Origin of the sequence: Mucilaginibacter pocheonensis, assembly GCF_031456535.1 — a bacterium.
In the GTDB taxonomy this organism is placed as follows: domain Bacteria; phylum Bacteroidota; class Bacteroidia; order Sphingobacteriales; family Sphingobacteriaceae; genus Mucilaginibacter; species Mucilaginibacter pocheonensis.
Window position 1 is genome coordinate 523,958 of sequence record NZ_JAVDUU010000003.1, and the last position, 14,561, is coordinate 538,518.

The window sequence follows — 14,561 nt, forward strand, 5'->3', positions numbered from 1 at the left end:
TATATGGCAAATCCAATAGAATACATCGTATTCGAACCAGATCAGGTGCTCACCAATGACCACCTCAATGAAACGTTTAATTATCTTGATCAGCAAAATCGGTGGACACGCAACAAACTGATAGGTATTGGTATTGTTTGCGGGCTTGATATTGTGCTTAATACAGGAGTTATTGAAATAACCAAAGGTTGCGGGGTTACCTCACAAGGTTACCTGATAACGCAAGATACAACCCGGTATACATACTTCCTGCCATATGCGGCTATTGATGTACCTAATGATTTGCCTTTTATTTATGATAAAGGCGATCTGCCATTTTACAAACCATATTGTACGGGTAAAAAAGTTTGGCAACTGCTCTCCGATGATGAGTTTAATGCGATGGAAAACGCTCAAAAACTTAATGCAAAAACGCTGTCGTCCGTAGCGAGCAATTTAAGTAATTATGTAGTTGCCCTGTTTTTGGAAGCCAGGGAAACTGACCTTAAAAATTGCGACACTCAGGATTGCAATAATAAAGGTGAAAAGATGGCCTTCCAAGTGAAACCATTGCTGGTTGCTAAGACTGATCTGCCGGATATTACTAAAATTACGGGGACACCCATGCCCGGAACTGACGGTAAAATAATATTACCGCCTCAGATACCCTTAAAACGCTTTAACGTACCCTATACCGATTTAAATAATACGGACGACATCTTGAATGCTTTTTTTAAGCTGGTAGATGACACTACACTTAGCCAGGTGTCAAATGCTTATACTAACACCTGGCAAAAATACAGCGCAATTTCAAAAGTAAGTTCAAATCCGTTTGTAACTATGCTTAATGACCTGAAAAAGTATCGCGATCTGGTATTGAAACAAAACCCGGTATTTATTGAATATTTTTATGATTTTATAGACGACTTGATCAAGGCATATGATGAGTTTTCAGCTAAAGTATCCAACATCATTTCCACATGTTGCCCTGACGAAAACTTATTTCCTCTCCATTTAATTTTAGGCGATGCATCACTGTCTACCAATGCTTATGCAAAAGACAGTTATCGTAATTATTTTATTTACTCGCCCCTGTTTTCAAAGATGAGTACGGAATCGGCCGAGGTTATCCTTTTATTTCAACGCATGGTGCTGTTGATGAAGGATTTTACAATACAAAGCCAGGAGCTTTCACGCAGAGCGGTTATAAGGATAACTCCCAGCTTTTACAGGCGGCCATGGCTTTCAGAAAGAGCCATTCCATATTACTATAACCTCAATGCAGCCGGTGCCGAATTATATAAATCATGGAGTTACTATAAAACCAGCCAGGGCAACGCAACGCTCAATTTAAGCTATAATTCAAGTTTATATAGCACCAATGCGGCTGTAGTAAAACCACTTTTATACGATATTGAGCAATATAATTTTTTTAGGGTTGAAGGACATATTGGTCAAAATTATCAAACAGTTTTATCAGAAATCCTTACGCAGCGGTTAAATTATAACCTGCCTTTTGATGTAGTTGCCATATCAGCCGAGCAGTTAAGCGGTGACGCTACATTGCCCGATTGCAATATCCGTGATTTAGAAACTGATTATAACCTGATTGTTAGCGAAGCCATGTGTAAGATACATGTTACTTTTTGCTTTGTTACCAAGCTGCCATATACGCCACAAACAAATCCAACAACGCCTGGTGTATTTACAAACGTACCAAAGGACGAAACAATAAAGTTCTCTGAATTTAAGCTGGCGGCTGCGCGCGGTGCCGAAATGTCAATGGTATTGAACACGGCTTATAAAAAGGGCGATTTTTTACGGAAATACTGCCCTGCTTTACCCAATACCATAGGCAGCGGTTATCTAAGTTCGTTAAATAATGCGGGGGTGTTTGATAATCCGGTATCTATAGATCAGAATAATCCGCTTTCAGCTTTGTATTACTACTTTTTCCAGTTTGTACATACGGTTGAGGAGCTGATGTTTGCTTTAAACACACATACCATATCCAATATTGATATGGACGACTTCGGCTTAAAATACCAGAATTACCTTAGAGACACCACGCTGGCAATTAATGCCTTAATAATACTTACCGTAAAAAATGTGGGCCCTAAAGACTCAACTACAGTAACTTTTATTGAAGATTATGAAATAGATCTATTGGTTGAAGCTTTTGGTGTACTTACCAGCATCTGCATTGATGAACGTTTGCAGGTATTAAAAGATGAATACACCAGCAGGCTTACCCAATACAAACAGCAGCTCACATTTTTAAAGTATTATAAAAATCATGCCGGCCTTGAGCATAAGGCAGGTGTGCCAAAAGGAGGCACCCTGGTATTGGTTTATAAAAACGTGTCGGTAACCACAAGGGTACCCGACGGGCTAATTGATGTTGCGGGTACTGTTATAAGTGACACGCGATCACCTATTTTTAGGGCAAAGTCTACAGTAACCGAACGATCGGCAATGATGGCATCTGCCTCTGTGGAAAATGCTAAAGCAGCAGCCGTTACAAACCTGGATGAAAATACAATTAACCGGTTTAAAAAAGTCATTGTTGATAATAAGGAGATCTCCGAGACAGACAAACAGAGCTTAATTGATATTTTGACAGGAAGAGCCGCCGCTGCATCAAAATTTCAGGTACCAAATGGCGCTGTAATTGCCGATTTCTATATCCCTTATCTATGTTGCTCTGATTGTTCGCCGGTAGCCTATGTTATGCCCGAAAAGGAAACCCCGCCGCCTGTTCAGGAAAAACCGGTGATAACAATGGACAGCACTTTTTGTGATAACGATGCCAATCAGGAAAAAATTGGAGTATCAATACCCAATGGCACATTTAATACAGTGCCCGGGCTTGACCAAAAAAATCAAACCTTTACACCTGCAACCGCCGGAAAAGGCAAATACACCATAGTTTATACTGTAAATGGTGTTAGCTCCGATCCATTCATAGTTACGGTGCTTCCAACTCCGGGAAGTGAGTTCTCATTTGATTCTGGTATTAATGCAGATGCTATTATAAATGCAAAATTTACTCCGAAAGATCAGGATGCAAGCTTTGTTTATAAATGGACCTTTGATCCAAGTTGGGAGGTACGGGATCTTTCAACACTGGGGGTTGCCACCGTGATGCTCAAATATAACCGCGAACAAGGCGAGAAAGAAGTGAAAGTAACTCTTTTGGTATCTAATGGAAATTGTCATCAAACCGAAATTACCAAAATACTGCATGTTTCTGCAAATGGTTTGTTTGAACCGTCAATTGAACCAATAAGAAGGCCAGGAAATATTGAAAAACTTTTCACCAGGAAAAAGAAAAAATAGACCGAATAAAAACGGGCGGTAAATAATTTACAAATGTCAAGGCATATTATTCATAAGCAAAAGGTTATTTTAAATGTCCTTAAACTGGAAGATGCGCACGCTTTTCAAAACCGTGTCAGTGCCTTACTGCAGCATGAATTAGCCGGAAGGATGGAAGCTATTTTTGATGAATTGTTTCCATCCGACGACATTATACGCATTGATTCGCTTCAGCTGGATTTAGGAAATATTAGCTCTCAAAATTTTGAGCAGGACTTTAAAGATAATTTCACTGAAACGCTCCGGAAGAGCTTGTCGGCAAAAAAAGACACGATAAACGATGGTAATAATGATGAAATATTAGACAGCAACCAATCGGCATTAAACGCTTTTATATATTTTCTTGAAAACGGTACCCTTCCGTGGTACTGTTCTGTAAAGGCAATAACTGATTGGGAGGCAGACATTTTAAAATCCTTTGACGGTAATAAAAACCAGTACTTTTTTGATTGGTTCAAGGATAATTATAAAACTAATCCGGTTGTGCTACAAAGACTTATTCTCCAATTCAGTGACATTTTTCTGGAAAAGTTATTATCAACCGTTGTTCCTTCAACAGATGATGCATGGGGTCATATTTATAATGACCTTACTTGTATATTAAGTAATTGCACAAAAAAGATCGGCCCGGTTCGTACTGAGGTATGGACATGCCTTTTTCAAGCTTTAGTCAACGATCCGGCTTTAGGAAATAATCCGGCATTTGCGGGTGCGGAAGATAGTGAGCTTGTATTCAGGGCATTGAATTTACTAACCATGCATTTCGGGATAGCCGGCACAGATATTTCGGCGCCTATAGAAGCTCTGGTAAACAGACAGCTTAAAACAGACATTGTAAAAAATGGGTTTAACGAGCTTAAAATGTTCCTGGTAATGCAGGAGGATTCTAACCAAAATCCCAAAACTGGCGCCGTTGCAGATGAACCGAAAACTACAGAAAAACCTCAATCTATTAATGATAAAGATGTTATAAGTAAAAATAAAACAGGAGATAAATCACGCAGTGCTTCCATTTCAAAACACGATAACCTTGTGGGGCAGGAATCGTTATATATTAAAAACTGCGGAGTGGTAATTCTCCATTATTTCTTAAAACCCTTTTTTGCTGATCTTAAATTACTAAATGATGAAAAATTCGCAGATAACGGATCCCGCCAGCGGGCTGTGTTATTGCTTCATTACTTAGCTACCGGAAATGGGCATGCAGCTGAATTTGACCTCATACTTGAAAAGATATTATGCGGTTACCCTTTTAATGACACCTTACCGGCATCCATAATTTTAAGCAGGAAGGAAAAGGCGGAATCAAAAAAATTATTAAAGGCGGTAACAGACCATTGGATACCGTTAAAAAACACTTCGGCCGAAGGCCTTAGAAGTGCTTTTTTTGAACGTGACGGGAAATTAACCAAAAAAGAAAATGGATGGCTGCTAACCGTTGAGCAAAAAACAGTTGATGTTTTGTTAAACAAACTCCCCTGGGGATTTTCAACCATACGCTTGCCGTGGATGGAGCAAATATTAAATGTGGATTGGTATTAAGATGAAATAGTTATGTTAGCAGTAAAAGAAACACAATCTCAAAACGCAGCTAAAGCTCAAAATAACGCCGCGTTTTTTCCCGGGCGTTTGGTGCAGCCTAAATTACAGGTAAATGAACCCGGCGACCAGTATGAACAGGAAGCTGATAGCATGGCCGACAGGGTCATGAGCATGCCCCAAATGAGCGAATCTACATTTTTTAAGCCAGCTCAAAATAATGTACAACGCAAATGCCAGCATTGCGAGGAGGAAGAAAAGCTGCATCGCAAAGAAAGCTCCGGGGCCGCGGCGCACGGAAGCAATGAACTGGATAATTATGTAGGATCATTAGGTTCAACCGGGCAAACCCTGCCCGAAAGCAGCCGCCAGTTTTTTGAACCACGGTTTGGTCAGGATTTTTCAAACGTGCGCATCCATACCGATTCGGTAGCCGCTAAATCAGCACAGTCAATCAATGCGCTTGCTTATACTACCGGCAATAATATTGTTTTCAACAGCGGCCAATATTCACCTGAAAGTGATAGCGGTAAAAAATTAATGGCTCACGAGCTAACCCATGTTGTACAACAGGGAGCAAGCGTAAGCAGAAAGATCCAGCGTGCGGTTGGTGCACACACCCATTGCACCGCCAACGCAAATAGTGCCCCGTCAGACCCATTAACGGTTATACGGGCAGCAAATGACAGGGCTGTGTTAATGGCCCTTGGTGCCTCGTTACTGCTGTTTAGCGAATCTTTATTTATCCAGGATGCTACATTTGGCGCTTCAACAACATTTGGTTTTTATAGAAGAAGGTTTGGCGACCCGGTTGCATCAGGTGCAAGATTTAAAAATAGGTTTAACAATACCTTGCATGATACGCTTTTGAAAGCACAGGCTTCGGAACTGCAATTTTTATCAACCCGCATCGGAAACATCAGTCACTTCCTGGAAAGAAATATAAACTTTAAATGCACAGGTACCAGTCATACCACTATAGGTAGTTGCACACACCATTGCGGCACAAACACTATACTGGCATCATGTTCTGCCGGCCATGGTAACGAAATGGCGATATGCTCAGGTTTTTGGGGAATTAATGCACCCGACCAGCAGGCAATTGGCATGATACACGAAGTTTCGCACATGACATTGCATTTTGGTGATCATGACGCTGCTCCATTTGCTCAATCATCTGCCGCCAGAAGAACCGAACCCGAATGTTATGCAAGCCTTGTTGCCGATATTTATGGAATAACGCCATTTGATCCAAGTTGCCCAATTATTTAAATGAATTCAACGGAAAGATATAGAGCCCAAACGGAGAAGCTGAAAGTTCCACAGTCTTCAGGATCTGTATTTTTTCAACCCAGGCTTACGGTAAATCAACCCAATGATATTTATGAACAGGAAGCTGACGCTATGGCCGATCATGTGATGCGTATGAATGATCCTGTTCAAAACACGAAACCTTTTTTTAGGCCCACATCTGACAGTATACGGCGTAAATGCCAGCATTGTGAAGATGAGGAAAAATTGCACCGAAAAGAGGAGTCAAATTCAGAAGTTAAGGGAAGCGCCGAACTGGATAGTTATGTTGGATCCTTGGGGTCATCCGGGCAAACCCTGCCCGAGAGCAGCCGTCAGTTTTTTGAGCCGCGGTTTGGACATGATTTTTCAAACGTACGCATCCATACCGATTCGGTAGCGGCAAAATCAGCACAGTCTGTTAACGCGCTTGCTTACACCACCGGTAATAACATCGTTTTTAACAGCGGGCAATATTCGCCCGATAGCGATGGTGGTAAAAGATTAATGGCTCACGAGCTAACCCATGTAATGCAGCAATCTTCGGCGCCAGGTACCTCGGGTGTAACTAGGAAAGCTTTTACTCCTGCTCCGCTGTACCTGGCCCGTAAAAAACTGCCGCAACTGCAAAGTGGTGAAATCGTTGTATCTATGCGTGTGGTTAAAAACCCGCCGGGTTCAAGTTCCCCATCATCAGTTTCTGTAACTACTTCAACAGGTCGCACATTTGGTTATGCTTCTTCCCAAGATAACATTCCGGTTGGTCATCATACCGGAAAGAAAACAGGTAAGGGCTTGACAATTGATGTTGAAAAATCAGGCCTTGTATTATATTTTACTGGGAACGACAAATCACCTGCACCGGGTAGCCTGGTGTTTACAGGTGAGTTTCCTATTGAAGTACATGATTCTCCATCACAGGTACCTGTTGGACCAGGCGGAGGCGATGGAAACAGCGGTGATAGTTCAGGCGATCAGCCTAAAAGCCCTGACAATAAAAAAGATACGCCAAAGGGAAATGACAAATCAGATGAGAAAAAGCCGGAGGAGAAAAAAGGGGACAAAGACGCGGTTAGAGGTGGCGAAATTGACGGAGTTAAAGGCGGATCGAAAGATGGCGTAAAGGGAGGCACCGGTACAGGCGATAATGAGCCAATTCCAGATGCGGTTACCGACGTTCCTGAAGATACAAAAGCGCCTGTTGTACAGGTTAACAATGCTGCCGAGGTACAAAAACTCAAAGATAAAGGTCTTATTCCCGCCAAAACCGCGGATGATATTACAGCCAAGCTTGAAAAAAACGAAGTTTTGTCTGTTGATGAGGTAACTGCTTTAATGGACGGCCTTAACAAAGTTACTGAGAAGCCCGAAAAAGAAAGCGGCCCTTCCAAAGAAAGCTGGTTAAAATGGGCAAAGTTTGTTCAGGAGAACAAGGATAAAATTTCTGGTAAATCAAAAACCGGAGATAAAGGAATGACGGTTGATGAAGTAAAAGAAATTATTGCTAAATACAAGGAATATGTGGGCGTGAAAGATATGCCCAAGGGAGATACAGATAAAAAAGACTTTGACCCCGAAAAACGCAAAAGCTGGAACGACTTGCAGCAATGGGAAAAAGACCTGTGGAAGGAATATTTAAAGAAACACCCCATTCAAAACGGTATTACTGATGATGCTGATCTGCATATTAATGACGGTATGAAGATGAGCATGGCGCTGCGCGCTTCACCTGCCTATGTTAGGGGCGGTGGCCGGGAAGCACTTATCCAGCTGGTGAACGATCCTATCTTTATAGGTGGCACAATGGTTGGCATTACCCTGTATGTGGCTGCCTGGATGGCACCTGAACCCATTTTTTCAAAAGCCACAGCTGCAACTATAACAACCGCGCTTTTAACACTTTTTACAGTTAGCGAGATCAAAAATTTTGCCGTCGCGTGGATGCGGCTCAGCGATGAAAGTTCGAAGGCAAAAAATATTGACCAGATAGAAGAAGCTGCTGAGCACTTTGGCAAGGCTATGGGCGGTATACTCGCACGTGTTTTAGTTACTATCGCTACCATGCTTGCCGGAAAACTGCTGCCCGGTCCGCCTGCAGCTGTTGAAGGCCCTCCGGGTACAGGAGGCGGAACTGGCATGGGGGCTGTAGCTGGTGGGCCAAAAGGCATGACCATGCCAATACCCGATGCCGTACCGGTAAATGGGATAAAGGTTTTGGCTGATGGCACCATTGTAATTGTTACCAATGTAGGTGTACTGGCAACAGCCGCGAAAGGAGGCACTGGCGGAGGTACTACAACAGGCGGAGGAGGCTCCGGCCCTGCTGATGAAACGGGTTCAAACCAACCAAAAACAGAACCAACACCCGAAGAAAAGGCCGCCGCGTCAAAAGCCTTAGAAGCAAAAATGGCTGCCGAGAAAGAAGCTAAAGCCCTGGCACAGTTACAACAGGAAGCGCCCGACCTGCACAACGAGGTAACTACCAACAACACCACAATGGCCGATGGCAAAACCACGCTCAAAGACTTTGCACTGGAAAACCCAGGCTTGCTTAAACAAATGTATGCCAAATGGAAAGCCGGATTGGCTGACGGAAGTATTAAAACAAAGGATTTTGGCAAGTATGTAAGATCGCGTCAATCAGAGTTCAGGGGTCGTTCCGGAGAACTGGATGATGCTTTTGGCCGTGGTCCTAATGAAATCTTGGTAAAATCTCCAAAAGCGGAGGTTACCGAACCCGGTACAGATTCTATAAGCTATGACACCAAAGCCGACCGTATAAAGCTTTTGGATAATAAATCGGTTAAACCAGACGCAACGGTTTCAAAGGTTTCAGCTTTAGAAAAAAACCTCCCTAAAAACCTTGCTGATGATATTGCTGATATAAAAAAATATTCCGGCGACCCGGGTGTTCCAAAAGAAATTGGAGAAAAAGTACTACCCCGGCTTGAAGCGGCTAAAGCCGAAATTGATGCTTATATACTGAAGAATAAACTTGCACCCGAGCAATTGGGCTCTGAGGCCGTGCAAAAAGATTTTGCCAAGATCCTGGATAAACATGGGATAGATAGGGTAGTTACCCTTGGAGGGGCCGGAAAAGGCGCCAAAACAAGCGGTAAATTATCTGGCGACAAAGGATTTAAAACAGAATAAATGAATAAATAAAACAATCATCATCGATACCAAAACCAGGATGTACACTAAAATTGAAAATAAAGGATCAACAAGTACTGCTGCTGGGGCTAAGGCTTTCTTTCAGCCCAAACAGCCGGTAAACCAGTTAAATGGTGCTAATGGGCAAATAATGCGCATGCCCGCCGGTGGTCCGGGTGAAAATACATTCTTAAAGCCCAACGCCAACCTGGTTCAAAGAGAGGATGACCCCGGAAAAGTGATTACCGAGGGCGCTTCGGTTGTAAAGGATGAGTTGAGCAATAAGCCGGGTTTTGATGAATGGAAGGAAAAACAAACTGATGCCTTAAAAAAAGAAGTATGGGACAAACAACCTGCCGAGCTTAAAGCGGGCATAATTGGCTTTGGCTTAGGATCGCTTGGTATATTAGGGGCGGCGTTTGCTAATAATCCAAAATTTAGGGCCGATACCATAAAGTTGCTTGACGATAAGAATATTGCCCTTCCGCTTTCTCTTATTCCGTATCATGAATATTTTCCCTTATCGTCATTTAAATACAAATTACCCGAAGCTAGCAAAGCGCTTTCATTTGATACAGAATTTGAATTTAAGCCTTATTTAGACCTGATGCACGAAAAATGGAGTTTCGTTCCTAAAATTGACCTTACATTAGGTGTAAGCAGCGAATACTCACCAAAGAGTGGATTTGACATTACCGGAGGTTCTGTTAAACTAAAATTTGCCGGGGGCATTATTAACTTGCAAGGGTTTTTAAACCAGACACTGCCTACAACACCAATGTTGGTAAGTGGTGATGGTCAGTCGCCCATGTGGATTATGCGCACGCTTCCCGGTCAGTTTGATGATCAGTTGCCAAAGGGGAGCGGAGTATTTTTATCGATAGATATAGCGCGAATCCCTGAGTTTTTAAAACGTGACGAACCTAAAGGAGCAGATGTACAACGAAAATCTGCCGACCCGCGGCAAGACCAGATCGACGCTTTTGTATCAAAGGATGGCGAGGAGGGAAATACAAATGTTAAAGCTGTTGATAACACCGAAACGTTTGACAATGGCGAGGTAAAACAAGATGGCGGTGTTACTGAGGTTAAACCAACTGAAATTAAAGCAAGTACCGGCCCCAGCTGCGATCCCAAAGGAGTAACTATTGATGAGTTTTTAAAACAATCAGGTAATACCGATGACTCATTTGGAAAAACAACACTCAACAGGGCTGATTTAACCAATCCGGAGGTTGTTTTAAAAAACGGGGTTTTACAAACAACAACGGCAGGTATGCCTGTCAGTTCGTTTTATTTATTACCACAAACGTTTAAAGATAAGGGCTCGCTAACCATACAGGAAGGTGGTGGAGGCGCCGATCAAAATTATTGCCCCAAAGGAACGTATGATAAATACTGGCAGATAAATCAATCTGGTTCGGATAAAATAAAAGCAGGAGAACAGGAGCATTGCAGTGATTTTACACTGGCATTCAATTTAAGTTTAGCCAAATTCAGGGATGCGGTAAATGACGCCGCAGGTAAACAATTTGGATCAGACGCTATAGCCAAAACATATCTGGAAAAACAAACCGGCGTTCATCCGGATCAATGGAATAACTATTTCTGGTGCCTTGCCTCAAAAACAAAGGAGAGGGACACTCAAAAGTGGCATTCACCCAAATCTGTAAGAACAAAAGTTGATGAACATTGCCAAAAAGCGATCATGCTTTTAAGTGCAGCTAATTTGCCAGATGTAGGACAACATCCATCTGCAGAAATAATAAAAGACTGTGATACCAAAAAGCCTTAATCAACATAAAATATAATGCAAGCTCAATCCATAACAAACTCTTTGGAGGTTCTGCACCAGGTGATATACAACCGGCTGCAATCGCATTTTAATAATGCCGATATTGTTTTTCCTGCCGTTAAAATAGAGGATGATGGTACTCCCCTGAATAACTTCATTATAAGGAACAAACTTCCGCTTGAAGAATACATTATACTTTTAACAGTTTTAATACCGCACGTAAAAGCCACTTTTTTTGAAAACATTATACAGGAGTTTTTACCGCAAGGGGGCGATTTTCCTGAATTTGGTGGCATAAAAGGAACCAATCACAGAGGATTGTTGCCCACCGGCGAAACGGCCCAGTTTATTATGGCGGGCAATGATGTTGAAAAGCGGATATCGGTTCAGTACCTTTTAACCAGCGGAATTTTGGCCAAACACGGGATGTTATCTATTGAACCGGTAAAAGATGGCGAACCTTTAATGAGCGGACGCATTATACTTGATCAGGAACTGGTTACCCGTTTAATAACAGGTACAGAGTCCCCGCCAAAGTTCAGCCCTGATTTTCCTGCAAAAAATATAAGCACTGCCATGACCTGGGACGACCTTGTACTGAACAGCCATACGCAGAACCAGCTTAACGAGATCATGATATGGGTGCAGCATAATGATACCCTGATGCAGGACGAAGTGTTAAAAAGGAAGATAAAACCAGGTTACCGCGCCCTTTTTCACGGCCCCTCCGGAACAGGCAAAACCTTAACCGCTACCTTGCTGGCCAAACAATTAAATAAAGAGGTTTATCGTATTGATCTTTCACAAGTAGTGAGTAAATATATTGGTGAAACAGAAAAAAACCTGGAAAAGGTTTTTGTTAAAGCAGAAAATAAAAACTGGATATTATTTTTTGATGAGGCCGATGCCTTGTTTGGCAAACGTACCAATGTACAAAACTCACATGACAGGTATGCAAACCAGGAAGTGAGCTATTTATTACAACGTATTGAGGACTATCCGGGCCTGTTGATACTGGCATCCAATTTAAAAAGCAATATGGACGACGCCTTTTTAAGGCGTTTCCATACCATCATACACTTTGCTGTACCCAATGCTTCCGAGCGGTTAAAACTCTGGGAAAAGTCATTTCCTGCGGCATACAAGCCAGAACCTGCCATTGATTTGCCAAACCTGGCTGATAAATATGAACTGAATGGCGCTGCTATCCTGAATATTCTTCATTATGCTGCGCTGCAGTCCGTTTCAAAAAATGATAAATTTATACGTAATGACGATTTAATGGAAGCTATAAGGAAAGAATACCGTAAAGAGGAGCGAACAATGACCTGATCAATAAAATCTTAAATACTTAAACCACATTATCAAAGGAGGAAAATTATATGGCCTTAGCCCAATTTCACATTTACTCACCACAGGAATTTCAAAAATACCCTGATGAATACTGATTTTTCACGGCAGATTACAGTTATACAGAACCACCATACCTGGGAACCCAATTATAGTTCATTAACTGTTAATCACGGCGAAATGTATTGGCTTGAATCAATGCGTGATTATCATATCCATGATAATGGATGGCGGGATATTGGGCAAAATATTACCACTTTCCCATCAGGAAACATCGGTTTGTGCCGGCCAATAAATTCAACGCCGGCAGGTATTTTTGGGGCAAATACCGGCGCTATTTGTATTGAAAACTTAGGGAATTTTGATTCGGGTCATGATCAGATGACCCTGGAGCACAAAGACTCTATTATTTTTTTAAACGCTTTGTTGTGTGTAAAATTTAATCTTAAACCGGTAAAGGAACAGGTTGTTTATCACCATTGGTTCGACAAGAAAGGGAAACGATTTCCGGAGAGTAAGGTTAACAATAACCAGGTAGGCGATGAGCAGAAAACTTGTCCGGGTAATGCCTTTTTCGGGACTAATACCATCACATTGGCCGAAGCCAACTTTTTCCCCTTGATAGCTAACCGGATAGATCAGTTAAGCAGTACAGCCGCGCCTGAGTCACCAGTGCTAACAGTAAATGCAAGCATATTGAATGTGCGTTCGGGCCCAGGTAAATCATTTTCAGTTATACGTACGATAACAGAGGGCTCAAGGGTAACAGTTTTTACTACCACCGGCGAATGGAGCAAAATAAGTAACACTGTCGAGGAATGGGTATTTAGTGCCTATTTATCATAAAAACAAATTTTAACCTAAATAAAAAGAAATTATGTTGTCATTTATTAAAGCAAAAATGTGGACCGGCGCTGGTTGGTTGCTAACTCTTTGCGTTACTCTTGTTTTGGTGGTAGCAATATATATGCTGTTGCACGTTTGTTATGGCGGATCTGATCATAAAAAATTAGATAACGTTCAACTGTTAAATATAGATAATGTACTTGCAGCATACCCCGAGCCTGATTCGGTCCAGTTGAAATTAAATGATCCGGCTGCAAAAAAAGCACTGCTGGCTCAAAGAAAAGAGCGCGACCTGGCTTTATTTAATTTGTTAAAAAATGAATATAACGGTCAGATACAGGAACGCTATCTAAAACAAATGGACAGTTTGCTGGTCAACCTGAATAATAAGGATGCAAAAACCTACCTCAATGGCAAGGAAATTATTGTTAATAGTTTCTTTTGGTTTGTTGGATCCGGAACTTATGCTGAAGTTTTATTTTGGTCGCTTATAGGTGTGTTGGTGAGTTTAATTTATTACGTAAGTAATGCCAATGGCGTAAAAATAACCCAGAGTGGGGATGCTGATGCCGCCACAGCTGATACAGCGCAGACAGGGCCATTCAATAAAGCCGAAATACCGGGGCAGGTATCAAAATTGTTTTATGCCCCGGTTTGTGCTCTTGTTTTGGTGCTTGGTTATGATTTATTGGGCGATAGCTCCTCAAAAATGACCGATATCAGCATAGGAAAGGGATTGTTGTTATTTTCATTTATATCCGGTTTCTTTTCTGGCCGTGTCATGAAATTTCTCGATAAGCTTAAAGACCTTGTCCTTCCGATAGGCGCCAGCGACAGCACAACTCCAACCACAAATGAACCTTCTGATAATACAAATATGGTTGATGTAACCGTTGAGCTCCAGTTAGCATCTGATCTGTCGTCAACGCCCGATGGTGCAAATATTATTGACGGTGGCTTTAACTCCGCGGTTGTTACACTGAAACCGGAAACAGGCGATGAGATAATACTTGACAAACCGGCAGATGATCAAAGCGACAGTTTTACAACAAAAGCCCCCGCGGGTAAATATACCCTTTACGCAAGCATGGCATCAAAAAATGGCGATACTATTGTAAACCTGGCTGCAAGTAAAAACATTGAGGTGAGTGATAGCAATAAAATTTTCCAGTTAGAACTGGACAAAACAACAGGTGCCGGATAATGATTCTTCATGTTTAAAAAAGCCGGA

General features: G+C 41.9%; 8 protein-coding genes. All 8 read left to right on the forward strand.

Going from position 1 to position 14,561, the window contains the following annotated elements:
- Window positions 1–3 precede the first annotated feature (3 nt).
- The 8 genes from J2W55_RS15600 to J2W55_RS15635 all read left to right on the forward strand — a co-directional run bounded on the left by J2W55_RS15600 (window position 4) and on the right by J2W55_RS15635 (window position 14,534).
- The gene (locus J2W55_RS15600; protein ID WP_310097420.1) at window positions 4–3,318 is read left to right on the forward strand and encodes a hypothetical protein; all 3,315 of its coding nucleotides are present in this window, start codon (window positions 4–6) and stop codon (window positions 3,316–3,318) included.
- A 33-nt stretch (window positions 3,319–3,351) separates the two neighbouring features.
- Window positions 3,352–4,899 carry a contractile injection system tape measure protein gene (locus J2W55_RS15605; protein ID WP_310097422.1) on the forward strand — a complete coding sequence of 516 codons (1,548 nt, stop codon included), beginning with the start codon at window positions 3,352–3,354 and terminating at the stop codon, window positions 4,897–4,899.
- A gap of 12 nt (window positions 4,900–4,911) precedes the next feature.
- Entirely contained in the window at window positions 4,912–6,168 is a 1,257-nt protein-coding gene (locus J2W55_RS15610; protein ID WP_310097424.1) for an eCIS core domain-containing protein, read from the forward strand.
- Window positions 6,169–9,339 (forward strand): eCIS core domain-containing protein, encoded by a 3,171-nt coding sequence (locus J2W55_RS15615; RefSeq protein ID WP_310097425.1) that lies wholly within the window; start codon window positions 6,169–6,171, stop codon window positions 9,337–9,339.
- Between the two features lie 40 nt (window positions 9,340–9,379).
- Window positions 9,380–11,134, forward strand: coding sequence for a hypothetical protein (locus J2W55_RS15620; protein WP_310097427.1), 1,755 nt, complete (start codon window positions 9,380–9,382; stop codon window positions 11,132–11,134).
- Window positions 11,135–11,149: 15 nt separating this feature from the next.
- Complete coding sequence (locus tag J2W55_RS15625) at window positions 11,150–12,466, forward strand: ATP-binding protein (protein WP_310097429.1); 1,317 nt, start codon at window positions 11,150–11,152, stop codon at window positions 12,464–12,466.
- Window positions 12,467–12,571: 105 nt separating this feature from the next.
- On the forward strand, window positions 12,572–13,330 hold the full coding sequence (locus tag J2W55_RS15630; RefSeq protein WP_310097430.1) for an SH3 domain-containing protein: 759 nt from the start codon (window positions 12,572–12,574) through the stop codon (window positions 13,328–13,330).
- A 31-nt stretch (window positions 13,331–13,361) separates the two neighbouring features.
- On the forward strand, window positions 13,362–14,534 hold the full coding sequence (locus J2W55_RS15635) for a hypothetical protein (RefSeq protein WP_310097432.1): 1,173 nt from the start codon (window positions 13,362–13,364) through the stop codon (window positions 14,532–14,534).
- The last annotated feature ends 27 nt before the right edge of the window (window positions 14,535–14,561 follow it).